This is a genomic window from Mycolicibacillus trivialis, assembly GCF_002102395.1.
GTDB classification, from domain to species: Bacteria; Actinomycetota; Actinomycetes; order Mycobacteriales; family Mycobacteriaceae; genus Mycobacterium; species Mycobacterium triviale.
Genome location: NZ_LQPZ01000040.1, coordinates 77,933 through 89,894, shown reverse-complemented (window position 1 = coordinate 89,894; position 11,962 = coordinate 77,933). Strand labels below are relative to the sequence as shown.

General features: G+C 72.6%; 15 protein-coding genes. 11 read left to right on the top strand and 4 right to left on the bottom strand.

The window, feature by feature from the left end:
• Positions 1 to 6 precede the first annotated feature (6 nt).
• Genes AWC30_RS14410 through AWC30_RS14385 form a run of 6 tightly spaced genes read left to right on the top strand, consistent with a single transcriptional unit; the run spans position 7 to position 3,930 of the window.
• The gene (locus AWC30_RS14410; protein ID WP_085110918.1) at positions 7 to 1,083 is read left to right on the top strand and encodes a PDR/VanB family oxidoreductase; all 1,077 of its coding nucleotides are present in this window, start codon (positions 7 to 9) and stop codon (positions 1,081 to 1,083) included.
• A 22-nt stretch (positions 1,084 to 1,105) separates the two neighbouring features.
• Positions 1,106 to 1,843 carry a 4-hydroxy-tetrahydrodipicolinate reductase gene (dapB, locus tag AWC30_RS14405; protein WP_085110917.1) on the top strand — a complete coding sequence of 246 codons (738 nt, stop codon included), beginning with the start codon at positions 1,106 to 1,108 and terminating at the stop codon, positions 1,841 to 1,843.
• Positions 1,840 to 2,340, top strand: coding sequence for a hypothetical protein (locus AWC30_RS14400; protein WP_085110915.1), 501 nt, complete (start codon positions 1,840 to 1,842; stop codon positions 2,338 to 2,340). Before dapB ends, AWC30_RS14400 begins: the two co-directional genes overlap by 4 nt.
• Entirely contained in the window at positions 2,337 to 2,792 is a 456-nt protein-coding gene (locus AWC30_RS14395; protein WP_085110914.1) for a flavodoxin family protein, read from the top strand. Before AWC30_RS14400 ends, AWC30_RS14395 begins: the two co-directional genes overlap by 4 nt.
• Positions 2,789 to 3,448, top strand: a complete 660-nt coding sequence (locus tag AWC30_RS14390) for a DsbA family oxidoreductase (protein WP_085110912.1) — start codon at positions 2,789 to 2,791, stop codon at positions 3,446 to 3,448. Before AWC30_RS14395 ends, AWC30_RS14390 begins: the two co-directional genes overlap by 4 nt.
• A gap of 35 nt (positions 3,449 to 3,483) precedes the next feature.
• Positions 3,484 to 3,930 carry a hypothetical protein gene (locus AWC30_RS14385; RefSeq protein WP_085110910.1) on the top strand — a complete coding sequence of 149 codons (447 nt, stop codon included), beginning with the start codon at positions 3,484 to 3,486 and terminating at the stop codon, positions 3,928 to 3,930.
• 7 nt (positions 3,931 to 3,937) lie between these two features.
• Here the strand turns inward: AWC30_RS14385 and AWC30_RS14380 are convergent, their stop codons facing one another.
• Entirely contained in the window at positions 3,938 to 4,681 is a 744-nt protein-coding gene (locus AWC30_RS14380; RefSeq protein ID WP_085110908.1) for a dienelactone hydrolase family protein, read from the bottom strand.
• A 43-nt stretch (positions 4,682 to 4,724) separates the two neighbouring features.
• Between AWC30_RS14380 and AWC30_RS14375 the strand changes: the two genes are divergently transcribed.
• From AWC30_RS14375 to AWC30_RS14365, 3 genes are read left to right on the top strand one after another with little or no spacing between them, the layout of a single operon-like run.
• Positions 4,725 to 5,525 carry a thymidylate synthase gene (locus AWC30_RS14375; protein ID WP_085110975.1) on the top strand — a complete coding sequence of 267 codons (801 nt, stop codon included), beginning with the start codon at positions 4,725 to 4,727 and terminating at the stop codon, positions 5,523 to 5,525.
• Positions 5,522 to 6,016, top strand: a complete 495-nt coding sequence (locus AWC30_RS14370; RefSeq protein WP_085110907.1) for a dihydrofolate reductase — start codon at positions 5,522 to 5,524, stop codon at positions 6,014 to 6,016. The genes AWC30_RS14375 and AWC30_RS14370 overlap by 4 nt, the downstream gene beginning before the upstream one ends.
• The gene (locus AWC30_RS14365; protein WP_085110906.1) at positions 6,004 to 7,215 is read left to right on the top strand and encodes a winged helix-turn-helix domain-containing protein; all 1,212 of its coding nucleotides are present in this window, start codon (positions 6,004 to 6,006) and stop codon (positions 7,213 to 7,215) included. The genes AWC30_RS14370 and AWC30_RS14365 overlap by 13 nt, the downstream gene beginning before the upstream one ends.
• 6 nt (positions 7,216 to 7,221) lie before the next feature.
• On the opposite strand, the gene AWC30_RS14360 is transcribed toward AWC30_RS14365, so the two are convergent.
• Genes AWC30_RS14360 through AWC30_RS18120 form a run of 3 tightly spaced genes read right to left on the bottom strand, consistent with a single transcriptional unit; the run spans position 7,222 to position 10,132 of the window.
• The gene (locus tag AWC30_RS14360; protein ID WP_085110905.1) at positions 7,222 to 8,031 is read right to left on the bottom strand and encodes an acyl-CoA thioesterase; all 810 of its coding nucleotides are present in this window, start codon (positions 8,029 to 8,031) and stop codon (positions 7,222 to 7,224) included.
• Positions 8,032 to 8,090: 59 nt separating this feature from the next.
• Entirely contained in the window at positions 8,091 to 8,675 is a 585-nt protein-coding gene (locus tag AWC30_RS14355) for a TetR/AcrR family transcriptional regulator (protein ID WP_085110903.1), read from the bottom strand.
• Complete coding sequence (locus AWC30_RS18120; RefSeq protein ID WP_085110901.1) at positions 8,672 to 10,132, bottom strand: FAD-dependent monooxygenase; 1,461 nt, start codon at positions 10,130 to 10,132, stop codon at positions 8,672 to 8,674. Before AWC30_RS18120 ends, AWC30_RS14355 begins: the two co-directional genes overlap by 4 nt.
• A gap of 91 nt (positions 10,133 to 10,223) precedes the next feature.
• Between AWC30_RS18120 and thyX the strand changes: the two genes are divergently transcribed.
• Entirely contained in the window at positions 10,224 to 10,964 is a 741-nt protein-coding gene (gene thyX / locus AWC30_RS14345) for an FAD-dependent thymidylate synthase (RefSeq protein WP_085110900.1), read from the top strand.
• A 143-nt stretch (positions 10,965 to 11,107) separates the two neighbouring features.
• Positions 11,108 to 11,956 carry a 4-hydroxy-tetrahydrodipicolinate synthase gene (gene dapA, locus AWC30_RS14340; RefSeq protein ID WP_234808101.1) on the top strand — a complete coding sequence of 283 codons (849 nt, stop codon included), beginning with the start codon at positions 11,108 to 11,110 and terminating at the stop codon, positions 11,954 to 11,956.
• Positions 11,957 to 11,962: the final 6 nt, after the last annotated feature.

Sequence of the window (11,962 nt, the reverse complement as noted above, 5' to 3'; positions counted from 1 at the left end):
ACCACTGTGCCGCAACCACTCTGGGAAAGCAGGCCCACTGACCTGTACGGCAGGCGACAACGGGATCGGCTGTTCACCGCCATCTGGGGACTCGGCGCCGTCTTCGGCGGCATCACCGCCGCGTCCTGGTGGAAGCCGTCCAAGGTGATCCCGGTGCCGCGGACCCTCACCGCGGTGGTCACCAAACGCGAGATGCTCGCCCCCGACGTGGTCGGGCTGACCCTGGCCGACCCCGACGGCGGTCTGCTGCCCAGCTGGACCCCCGGCGGACACATCGACGTGCGGCTGCCGTCCGGGCTGCGGCGCCAGTATTCGCTGTGCGGGCCGCCGGGTCGGCGCAACGAATACCGCATCGCGGTGCGCCGCCTCGACGACGGCGGCGGCGGATCGGTGGAGATGCACGAGGCCTACGCCGAGGGTGACACGCTGGTCTTCGAGGGGCCCCGCAACGCCTTCCACCTCGGCAGCGACGAGAACGACGTGCTGTTCGTCATCGGCGGCATCGGCGTCACCCCGATCCTGCCGATGATCCGCGAAGCCCAGGCTCGCGGGGTGAACTGGCGCGCGGTCTACGCCGGGCGCAGCCGCACGTTCATGCCGCTGCTCGACGAGGTGATCGCGGTGGCCCCCGACCGGGTCACGGTCTGGTCCGACGAGGAACGTGGCGGTTTCGCCACCGTCGACGACCTGTTGGCCGGCGCCGGGCCGGGCACCGCGGTGTACGTCTGCGGGCCCAGCGGTCTGCTCGAGGCGGTGCGGTCCGCCCGCGACGCCCACGCCGACGCACCGCTGCACTACGAACGGTTCAGCCCGCCGCCGATCGTCGGCGGGGTGCCCTTCGAACTGGAGCTGGCCCGCTCCGGGCGGGTGCTGACGGTGCCCGCCGACCGCTCGGCCCTGGCCGTCATGCTCGACATCGAGCCCACCACGCCGTACTCCTGCCAGCAGGGCTTCTGCGGCACCTGCCGGGTCCCGGTGCTCGACGGCGAGGTCGACCGGCGCGGCAGTGCCGCCGAGGGGGACGGCGACATGCTGGTGTGCGTCTCGCGGGCCCGCGGCGGTCGGATCGTCATCGACCGCTGAGCCCTGCCGATAGGCTGGGGCCATGCGAGTCGGAGTGCTGGGAGCCAAAGGCAAGGTCGGGGCGACGATGGTGGGCGCGGTGCGCGACGCCGAGGACCTGACGCTGTCCACCGAGGTCGACGCGGGCGACCCGCTGAGCCGGCTCACCGAGACCGACACCGCGGCCGTCATCGACTTCACCCACCCCGACGTGGTGATGGACAACCTGAAGTTCTTGATCGACAACGGAATCCACGCCGTCGTCGGGACCACCGGGTTCACCGCACAGCGGCTGGAGCAGGTGCGCACCTGGCTGGCCGACGCGCCGGAGACCGGGGTGCTCATCGCCCCCAACTTCGCGATCGGTGCGGTGCTGTGCATGCACTTCGCCACCCAGGCCGCCCGCCACTTCGAGTCCGTCGAGGTCATCGAGCTGCACCACCCGCAGAAAGCCGATGCCCCCTCCGGCACCGCGATGCGCACCGCGCAACTGATCGCCGAGGCGCGCAAAGGTATGCCGGCCAACCCCGACGCCACCAGCAGCGCGCTGCCCGGGGCGCGCGGCGCCGACGTCGACGGCGTCCCTGTGCACTCGGTGCGGATGACCGGGATGGTCGCCCATCAGGAGGTGCTGCTGGGCACCATGGGGGAGACGCTGAGCATCCGCCACGACAGCTACGACCGCACCTCGTTCGTGCCCGGCGTGCTGCTGGCGGTGCGCGCCATCGCCGAACACCCCGGCCTGACCATCGGCCTCGAGCCGCTGCTCGACCTGCGATGAGTGCCGAACGGACCCGTCCGGGCGCGGCCGGCGCGCTGCGCACCCAACTGCTGATCGGGTTCATGTGCCTGGCCCTGCTGGTGTACTTCGCATTGCTGGGGCGCACCGCGCTGCTGCTGGTCGGCTCCGGCCGCCCGGCCGCCGTCGGGCTGGGTCTGGCGGTGCTGATCCTGCCGGGCATCGGGCTGTGGGCCATGATCGCCACCCTGCGCGCCGGGTTCGCCCACCAGCGGCTGGCCCGGCTGGCCGCCCGCGACGGCCTCGAACTCGACGTCAGCGCGCTGCCCCGACGCCCGTCCGGCCGGATCGACCGGGACGCCGCCGACACACTGTTCCATCAGGTCCGCGCCGAAGCCGAAGCCGAACCCCACGACTGGCGCCGCTGGTACCGGCTGGCCCGCGCCTACGACTACGCCGGCGACCGCGGCCGAGCCCGGGCGGTGATGAAGAAGGCGGTGGCGATGCAGGAAGGACAGACCGCACAGGAGGGCCGATGAGCAAGACACTGCTGATCATCCACCACACCCCGTCGCCGTTCTGCCAGGCGATGTTCGAAGCGGTGGTCGCCGGGGCCACCGACCCCGAGATCGAAGGGGTGGAGGTTGTCCGCCGTGCCGCACTGGACGTCTCGGCCTCCGACATGCTGGGCGCCGACGGCTACCTGCTGGGCAGCCCGGCCAACCTCGGCTACATCTCCGGGGCGCTCAAACACGCCTTCGACACCACCTACTACCAGATCCTCGACTCGACCCGAGGCCGACCGTACGGGCTCTACCTGCACGGCAACGAGGGCACCGAAGGCGCCGAACGCGCGGTCACCTCGATCACCACCGGCTTGGAGTGGACCAAGGCCGCCGACTACGTGATCGTGTCGGGCAAACCGGAGAAGGCCGACATCGACGCCTGCTGGGAATTGGGCGCGACACTGGCCGCCGGACTGATGGGATGAGCCGCGCCGTCACCGTCGAGGTGTTCAGCGACGTCATCTGCCCGTGGTGCTACATCGGCGTGCACCGGCTCGGCTGTGCCGTCGACGCCGTCGCCGAGAACACCGGGGTGCGTCCGCATCTGGCGTACCGCGCCTACGAACTCAACCCCGACATGCCCGCCGCCGGGATCAGCCGACGCGAGTACCGCACCGCCAAGTTCGGCAGTTGGGAGCGCTCCCGGAAACTCGACGCCCAGACGGTGGCAGCTGCCGCCGGCGACGGGCTGAGCTTCGACTACGACGCGATCACCCGCACCCCGAACACGCGTGCCGCCCATCGGCTGATCGCCGCGGCCGAACAGGCTGCCGGGCGCGGCGCGGCGCTGGCCGCGGCGGTGATGGCGGCCTACTTCCGCCACGGCCGCGACATCGGCGACCCGAACGTGCTGACGGAACTCGCCGCCACGATCGGGCTGGGCGCCGAGGTGGCGGGAAGCCTCGATGACCCGGCACTGGACCGCCGCGTCGCGTCCGATCAGGCCCGCGCCGCCACGCTGGGCATCGTCAGCGTGCCGGTGGTCCTGGCCGGGGAACGCGTCGAGGTGGGCGCGGCGAGTGTCGCCGACTACACCGCGCTGCTGAGCGACACCGTTGCGGCCGGGCCGCAACCCCGGTAGGAATACACCGTTCCCGCCCACCGCAGGAGGACCCGATGCCCGCACTGTCCAGCATCGCCCTGGGGTCCGCGCCGCTGCTCGGCGGAGCGCTGCTGGGTGCGGCCGCGGGCAGCCTTCGCGGCCCCGACCTGCGGGCCGGCATCAAGGCCGACCTGGACCTGCTGGATCGGATCCCGGCCGATCAGGTCGAGCGGCGCGCCGGCCTGCAGCGCAGCATCGACGCCCGCATCGACGACCTGGTGGCCGCCGTCGACCAGCGACGCGCCCTGCGGGACGCCCTGATCGGCTACCGCGGCAACTGGCGCGACCTGGTCCTGTTCGCGTGCACCGTACTGTTCACGGTCATCTGGTGGAACGTCGACCACGGTCGCGACGACTGGCCGGCGCTGTTCGTGGTGCTGGTTGCGCTGTCGGTGCTGACCGGCGGTTACGCGGCTCGCGGGATCCTGCGCGCGGTACGCCGGCTGCTGCACAGGCGCTGACCCGCGCTCAGCCCGGTAGTTCGGCCGCGAAGAACTCCCGGGTGGCGGCCCAGTGCCGTTCGGCGGCGTCGGCGTCGAAGGGGGCGTTGTCGGGCACCGCGAAACCGTGTGCGGCCGGGTAGATCTCGATGGTGTGGCGGACACCGGCAGCGCTCAGCGTCTCGTCCAGGGTGCGGGCTTGGGCGGCGGTGAACGCGGTGTCCCCGGTGGCCCCGGCGACATAGACCGCCGCCCGGATCGCGTCGGCCGCGTGGTGCGGGCTGTCGGCGGCATCGGTGACCAGCCCGCCGCCGTGAAACGACGCGGCCGCGGCCACCCGCTGCCCGAGCCGCCCGGCCACCACCAGCGACATCCGCCCGCCCATGCAGTAGCCGGTGGTGCCGAACCGGTCGCCGCGCACCTCGGGCCGGGCGGCCAGGTAGTCGAAGAACGCCGCCGCGTCACGCGCGGTCATCTCGGCGGTGACCCCGCGGATCATCGCGAAGATCCGGGCCCGTTCCTTCGGGTCGGAGAACACGCTGGCCATGTCGAACGGCTCCCAACCGGGGTGGCGGTAGTAGACGTCGGGCAGCAGCACCGCGTAGCCGTCGGCGGCCAGCCGGGCCGCCATCGCGGTGAAGGTGTCACGCACCCCGCCGGCGTCGGGATACATCACCACCGCGGGCCACGGCCCGGCGCCGCCGTCGGGGGTGGTCAGGCTGACCGGGCACGCGCCGTCGGCGGTGCGCACCGTGTCGGTGATGGTGGGCATGGCGTCCCTTCTGCCGGCTGACCCACACCGTAAGCTGGACGACGTGCCGATTGCGACCCCGTATGAGGATTTGCTGGCCCTGGTGCTCGAGCAGGGCACGCCGAAAAACGACCGGACCGGCACCGGCACCCGCAGCCTGTTCGGCCACCAGCTGCGCTACGACCTGGCCGCCGGATTCCCGCTGATCACCACCAAGAAGGTGCACACCAAGTCGGTGATCTACGAGCTGCTGTGGTTCCTGCGCGGGGATTCCAACATCGGCTGGCTGCGCGACCACGGGGTGACCATCTGGGACGAATGGGCCTCCGACACCGGGGATCTGGGGCCGATCTACGGCGTGCAATGGCGCTCCTGGCCCACCCCCAGCGGTGAGCACGTCGACCAGATCGCCGCGGCGGTGGATCTGCTGCGCACCGACCCCGACTCGCGGCGGATCATCGTCTCGGCGTGGAACGTCGGGGAGCTGGACAAGATGGCGCTGGCGCCCTGCCACGCGCTGTTCCAGTTCTACGTCGCCGACGGCACCCTGAGCTGCCAGCTCTACCAACGCAGCGCCGACCTGTTCCTCGGGGTGCCGTTCAACATCGCCAGCTACGCACTGCTGACCCACATGATGGCCGCCCAGGCCGGGCTGAAGGTCGGCGAGTTCGTCTGGACCGGCGGGGACTGTCACATCTACACCAACCACGTCGACCAGGTGCGTCTGCAGCTCAGCCGCGAACCCCGGCCCTACCCGACCCTGCGGTTGGCCGCGTGCGACTCGATCTTCGATTACACCTTCGACGACATCACCATCGAGAACTACGACCCGCACCCGGCGATCAAAGCGCCCGTGGCGGTATGACCGGGCTGATCTGGGCCCAGTCGAGCACCGGGGTGATCGGCCGCGACGGCGGCATCCCGTGGCACCTGCCCGAAGACCTCGCCCACTTCAAACGGCTCACCGTCGGGCACACCGTCGTGATGGGCCGGGGGACCTGGGAGTCACTGCCGGCCCGGGTGCGCCCGCTGCCCGGCCGGGACAACGTCGTGGTGAGCCGCGACCCCGGCTACCGCGCCGACGGCGCCCGGGTGGTCACCGATCTGGCCGTCGCGCTCGGTGAGCAGCCGGACCGGGTGTGGGTGATCGGCGGCGGCCAGATATACGCGCTGGCGCTGCCGCACGCCACCCGCTGCGAGGTCACCGAGGTCGACCTCGACCTGCCGCCGCTCCCCGGGGACACCCCGGCACCCACCCTCGACGACTCCTGGCGGGCCGAGCCGGGGGAGTGGCAGACCAGCAGCGCGGGGCTGCGCTACCGGTTCGTCGACTACCGGCGGGCATGGCGCGACTGAGCAGCGAGCAGGCGCGCCGCATCGCGGTCGACGCCCAGGGATTGGCCGCGGGCCCGCCCGCCGCGCCGGTCACCGCGGCCACCCTCAAGCGGCTCATCGACCGGATCCAACTGCTGCAACTGGATTCGGTCTCGGTGAGCGTGCGGGCGCACTACGCGCCGGTGTTCAGCCGGCTCGGCGGCTACGACCGGGGCCTGCTCGACCGGGCCGCCTGGGGTCCGCTCCGCGCGGACAAGTCCCGGCTGCTGGTGGAGTACTGGGCGCACGAGGCTGCGCTGATGGCGGTGGCCGACTGGCCGCTGCTGCGCTGGCGGATGCGCGACTACCGGCACGGCCGCTACCGCACCGAACTGCTGCGCGAGCACCCGGAACTGGCCGACGACGTGCTGGCCGCGGTCGCCGAACTCGGCCCGGCCACCGCCGGTCAGATCGAGGCGTACCTGGAGGCCGCACCGCGGCGGGCCCGCGGGACGTGGTGGCAACGCAGCACCACCAAGTGGGTGGCCGAGGCGCTGTTCGCCGCCGGGAAGCTCACCACCGCCACCCGGGTGGGTTTCGCCCGGCACTACGACCTGGTCGACAACGTGCTACCCCCCGAGGTGCTGACCCGCGACGTCGACGAGCCGACCGCGATCCGGGAACTGGTCGCCCGCGCGGCGGGCGCGCTCGGGGTAGCCACCGCGGCCGACCTGCGCGACTACTTCCGGCTCTCGGCCGCCCAGACCGCCCCGGCGATCGACGGGCTCGTCGCGGCCGGGGAGCTGGAGCCGGTGCAGGTGCAGGGCTGGTCGGCGCCGGCGTATCTGAATGCCGGCCAACGGGTTCCGCGTCGCGACCGCGGCACTGCGCTGCTCTGCCCATTCGACCCGCTGATCTTCTTCCGGCCCCGGGTGGAGCGGCTCTTCGGGTTCCACTACCGCATCGAGATCTACACCCCGGCAGCCCGGCGGCGCTACGGCTACTACGTGTGGCCGTTCCTGCTCGACGGGAAGCTGGTGGGCCGGGTGGACCTCAAGGCCGACCGGGCGGCGGGTGTACTGCGCGTGGTCGGCGCGTTCGGCGAGGCGGGCATCGACCGCCCCGCGGTGAGTGCCGAGCTGGCCGCCCACCTGCAGCGCATGGCCGATTGGCTCGGGCTCGACGCGGTAGGCGTAGGGGAGCGCGGGAACCTGGCGGGGCCGTTGCGGTCCCGGGTCTGACGACGCTCAGCCCTTGAAGTAGACCAGCTGATGGGAGCTGGCCAGCAACTGGCCGGACCGGCTCCACACCTGTGCACTCTGGTCGAAGTAGCCCCGGTGGAAGCGGTGCGCGCGAGCGGTGCCGAGCACGAAATCGGTTCCGACGGAGTCGAGTTCGGCGGCATCGGTGTGGAAATAGGTGGTCAGCGAGATCGTCCCCGCCGGCAGGAAGGTGCCGCGCCGAAGGAACGCCCGCGGATAGAACACGTCGCACAGTGCCGCCAGGGCGGTGAAGTCCAGCGGGCGGTCGGCGGCGTCGCGCACCCACAGCGTGGTGGTGGAATCCGGCTGAGCGCGGTTGTCCAGCGGCAGCGGGCCGGTCACAAAACGCATGTCGTAGCGGCGGGCCCACTCGATGCCGTCCGGAAAGCCGGTCGGGTCGATCTGTTCGGGCGGAGCCGCCGGCGGCGGTACGGCTTCGGTGTCCGACCAGGTGTCGCGATGGGTGCCGAAGACCGCGCTGGCGGTCGTCTTGACCTCCCCGTCCTGGTCGAGTTGAGCCAGCCAGTGCTGGTTGGTGCGGTTGGTGCGGGCGACGCGGGCGGTGATGTCGTAGGCGCCGTCGCCAATCGGGGCGGCGAAGTTGACGGTCAGGGCCAGCGGGTCGCCGGCCCGTTCGGGCTGCAGGTGCACGGCGTGCAGCAGGGCGGCGGCGGTGACACCGCCGAACGGACCGACCATGTTGGCCCAGGCCGGGTTGGTGTGGCCGCGCAACCGGCCGGGCTCGGCGGTGTGTGCCGCGATGGCGTCGTCGAACGGGTGCGATGCAGCGGTCACGGGTCCTCCGGTGGCAGTCGATGGGCCGGCCCCATCGTGCCCGACACCGCCGCAGGCGGTCAGGGCGCCTCGAGGCCGCTGGCGATCGCGGCGAAGGCCGCGTCCAACAGGGCGACGAGGTCGGCGCTGTCGTCGGCGGCCCAGGCCCGCAGCGCGGTGGCCGAGGCGGCCAGGGCTGCGGTGGCCTGGGCGGTGGCCGCCAGGCCCGGTTCGGCCAGCCCGGCGCGGGCGGCCAGCCCGCCGGCGAACAACGCCACGGTTGACTCCTGGGCGATCCACAGCCGTGAGCGCAGCGCGGGGGTGTTGAGTACCAGCCGCACCCGCGTCGCCATCGCGGCTCGATCGGCGGCCAGCACGTGCTCATAGGTTTGGCGCAGCGCGCCGTGCAGCGCCACCAGCGGTGGCTCGTCGGCGGGTCGGGCGGCGATCAACTCCGCCATCAGCGGGTCGTAGTCGTCGGCCTCGACCACGGACTCCTTCTGCGGAAAATGCCGGAAGAAGGTCATGTGCGACACCCCGGCGGCCGCGGCGATCTGCTCGACCGTGGTCGCCTCGTAGCCCTGTGCGGCGAACAGCTCCAGCGCGTGCTCCTGGATGGCGCGGCGGGTCGCCGCCTTCTTGCGCGCCCGCCAGTCCGCGTTCATCGCGGCGTTCCCAGCACGCCGTCGAGCCAGCGGTGCAGCCCCGCCGCGTCGCGACCCCGCCAGCCCAGATGCCCGTCCGGCCGGATCAGCAGCGCATCGCCGGTACCGGCCAGGTGCTGCACCGCGCCGAGGCGGTCGGCGGCGGCCGCGGCCAGCGGTTCCGGGCCGGCCAGCGCCCAGCCGGGACCGACGGCGTCGTGCAGCCGGATCGCGGTGCCGTCGGCGCGCTGGAATTCCCGGTTGGGCACCCGGTCACCGGGGCGCGGACGGCGCAGGCCCCGCCCGCCGAGCGGGCCGTGCCGGTAGGAGACCCGCAACTGGGAGGCCTCCGCGGTGATCAGCCGCTGCACCCAGTCGCGGTTGAGCAGCGGAACCGCGACCCGGTCGCGAAGCACCCGGGCCGCCCACCCGCGGCCCAGCGCGCCCATCGTCACCTGGCTGGTCGAGGTCAGCACCGCCTCGGCGACCGGACGGCGCTCGGCGGAGTAGGAGTCCAGCAGGGCCGGCTCGGCGCGCCCGGTCACCACCAGGGCCAGCTTCCAGGCCAGGTTCTCGGCGTCACCGAGGCCGGTGTTCATGCCCTGCCCGCCCAGCGGGCTGTGGATGTGCGCGGCATCCCCGGCCAGCAGCACCCGCCGCCGGCGGTAGGCGCCGGCCAGCCGGCGCTGGATGCGGAACATCGACGTCCACTCGGTGGAGCGGATGACCCCGCCGGTCTCCGCGGCCACCCGCTGGCCCAAGTGCTCGACGATCTCGGCCGGGGTCGGCTCGTCGAACCCGTCGGCCGGGGCGGTGCCCATGATCCGCCACCGCCGGTCGCCGGGCAGCGGGAAGGCCGCCACCAGGTCGGTGCCGCGCAGCCAGGCCGCGGTGGCGTCGCGGGGCCGGTCGAGGTCGGCGCGGACGTCGGCGAGCAGGAACCGCTCGATCAGCGGCATCCCCGGAAAATCGATGCCGGCGCTTTTGCGGACGGCGCTGCGAGCCCCGTCCGCGCCGATCAGCCAGTCCGCCTCGAGCGCGGGACCGTCGCCGAAGCGCACGGTGACCGCATCGGGGCGCGGCTCGACGCCGGTGACCGCCCGTCCCCATTCCACCGATCCGCCCAGGGCGGCGAGGCGGTCGCGCAGCGCCCCCTCGACCTCGGCCTGGGAGACCACCAGCACCCCCGGGGCGTGCCAGCGCTCCAGCGCGCGGTCGGTGCGCATGCCGGCGATCGGGGACCCGTCGACGAACACGTCCAGCCGGGAGATCGGCTGCGCGCGGCGCGGCAGGTCACCGAGCGCGTCGAGTCGGTCGAGCACCTCGATGCCGCGCGGCTGCAGGGCCAACGCCCGGGACGTGGTCGCGGGGGCCGGCGCGGCGTCGACGACCCGCACCGCGACCCCGGCGGCGGCCAGCCCGCACGCGGCGGCCAGGCCGGTGGGTCCGGCCCCGACGATCAGCACCTCGACGTCCATGACCCCTCCATTGTTAGTCACTAACATGTTAGTGACTAACTGTAGCGGAGTCGGCGAGTCAGCGGAACCCGGGCCGCTAAGGTAAGGCGCCGTGGCCGAAACCGCATCGCTGCGGGTGCAGCTGATCGCCCAGACCGAATTCACCCCGCCGCCCGACGTCGCCTGGGCGGCCGACGCCGGCGGCGGCCCGGCGCTGGTCGAATTCGCCGGGCGGGCCTGCTACGAGAGCTGGTCCAAGCCCAACCCGCGCACCGCGACCAACACCGCCTACCTCAAGCACCTGCTCGACGTCGGCCACTTCGCGGTGTTCGAGCACGCCAGCGTCAGCTTCTACATCACCGGCATCTCCCGGTCCTGCGCCCACGAACTGCTGCGTCACCGGCACCTGTCGTTCTCCCAGCTCTCCCAGCGTTACGTCCCGGAGGCCTCCCGGGTGGTGCTGCCGCCCGGACTCGAGGGGGACACCGAGTTGCAAGCGCTGCTCACCGGCGCCGCCGACGCCGGCCACGCCGCCTACACGGCGTTGCTGGAGCGGCTGGAACCGCTGTTCCCGCAGACCGCAGGGGGGCGCAAACAGGCCCGTCAGGCCGCCCGCGCGGTCCTGCCCAACGCCACCGAGACCCGGCTGGTGGCGACCGGCAACTACCGCGCCTGGCGCCATTTCATCGCGATGCGCGCCAGCGAGAACGCCGACCTGGAGATCCGGCGGCTGGCGATCGCCTGCCTGCGGCAGCTGGCCGAGGCGGCGCCTGCCGCGTTCGCCGACTTCGAGATCAGCGCGCTGCCCGACGGCACCGAGGTCGCGACGTCGCCGTTGGCGACCGAAGCTTGAGTCGTTGGGGAGCGAAGCCTGAGCCGTTGGGGAGCGAGGCGTGAGCCTCTGGAGACCGGGGCCGGGACCCTGCGGGTAATCTCTGTCCCGTGAGTACCAGCGGATTCGACGCCCGTGCGCAGTTGGGCACCGTGTTGACGGCGATGGTGACCCCGTTTCACCCGGACGGATCGCTGGACATCAAGACCGCGGTACGGCTGGCCACCCACCTGGTCGACGCCGGCTGCGACGGTCTGGTGCTCTCCGGCACCACCGGCGAGTCGCCGACCACCGACGACTTCGAGAAGATCCGGCTGCTGCGCGCGGTGCTGGAGGCCGTCGGCGACCGCGCCCGCATCATCGCCGGCGCGGGCAGCAACGACACCTCCCACAGCGTGCAGCTGGCCCGGTTCTGCGCCGCCGAGGGTGCCCACGGGCTGCTGGTGGTGACCCCGTACTACTCCCGCCCGCCGCAATCCGGGCTGATCGGGCACTTCACCGCGGTCGCCGACGCCTCCGACCTGCCGGTGCTGCTCTACGACATCCCGCCGCGCTCGATCGTGCCGATCGCCTCGGAGACCATCCTGGCGCTGGCCGCCCACCCCAACATCGTCGGGATCAAGGACGCCAAGGCCGACCTGCACGCCGCTGCGCAGCTGATGGCCGAGACCGGGCTGGCCTACTACTCCGGCGACGACGCGCTGAACCTGCCCTGGCTGGCGATGGGCGCGGTCGGCTTCATCAGCGTCTGGGGGCACTTCGCCGCCCGGCAGCTGCGCGACATGCTCACCGCGTTCAACGCCGGCGACATCGAGACCGCCCGCAAGATCAACGTCGCCCTCGGCCCGCTGGCCGCCTCCCAGGTGCGGCTGGGCGGGGTCACCATGTCCAAGGCCGGCCTCGGACTGCTCGGCCTGGACGTCGGACCGCCGCGGCTGCCGCAGGTCCCCGCCACCCCCGAGGAGATCGCCGCGCTGGAGGCCGACATGCGGGCGGCCGGGGTGCTGCGGTGACGACCG

What these genes read in the sequence shown, in the direction of transcription:
- AWC30_RS14390 (WP_085110912.1), top strand. Translation starts at nt 2,789, where the DNA reads ATGAGCCGCGCCGTCACCGTCGAGGTGTTCAGCGACGTCATCTGCCCG.
- AWC30_RS14395 (WP_085110914.1), top strand. Translation starts at nt 2,337, where the DNA reads ATGAGCAAGACACTGCTGATCATCCACCACACCCCGTCGCCGTTCTGC.
- dapA (WP_234808101.1), top strand. Translation starts at nt 11,108, where the DNA reads ATGGTGACCCCGTTTCACCCGGACGGATCGCTGGACATCAAGACCGCG.
- dapB (WP_085110917.1), top strand. Translation starts at nt 1,106, where the DNA reads ATGCGAGTCGGAGTGCTGGGAGCCAAAGGCAAGGTCGGGGCGACGATG.
- AWC30_RS14380 (WP_085110908.1), bottom strand. Translation starts at nt 4,681, where the DNA reads ATGCCCACCATCACCGACACGGTGCGCACCGCCGACGGCGCGTGCCCG.
- AWC30_RS14370 (WP_085110907.1), top strand. Translation starts at nt 5,522, where the DNA reads ATGACCGGGCTGATCTGGGCCCAGTCGAGCACCGGGGTGATCGGCCGC.
- AWC30_RS14400 (WP_085110915.1), top strand. Translation starts at nt 1,840, where the DNA reads ATGAGTGCCGAACGGACCCGTCCGGGCGCGGCCGGCGCGCTGCGCACC.
- AWC30_RS14355 (WP_085110903.1), bottom strand. Translation starts at nt 8,675, where the DNA reads ATGAACGCGGACTGGCGGGCGCGCAAGAAGGCGGCGACCCGCCGCGCC.
- AWC30_RS14385 (WP_085110910.1), top strand. Translation starts at nt 3,484, where the DNA reads ATGCCCGCACTGTCCAGCATCGCCCTGGGGTCCGCGCCGCTGCTCGGC.
- AWC30_RS14365 (WP_085110906.1), top strand. Translation starts at nt 6,004, where the DNA reads ATGGCGCGACTGAGCAGCGAGCAGGCGCGCCGCATCGCGGTCGACGCC.
- AWC30_RS18120 (WP_085110901.1), bottom strand. Translation starts at nt 10,132, where the DNA reads ATGGACGTCGAGGTGCTGATCGTCGGGGCCGGACCCACCGGCCTGGCC.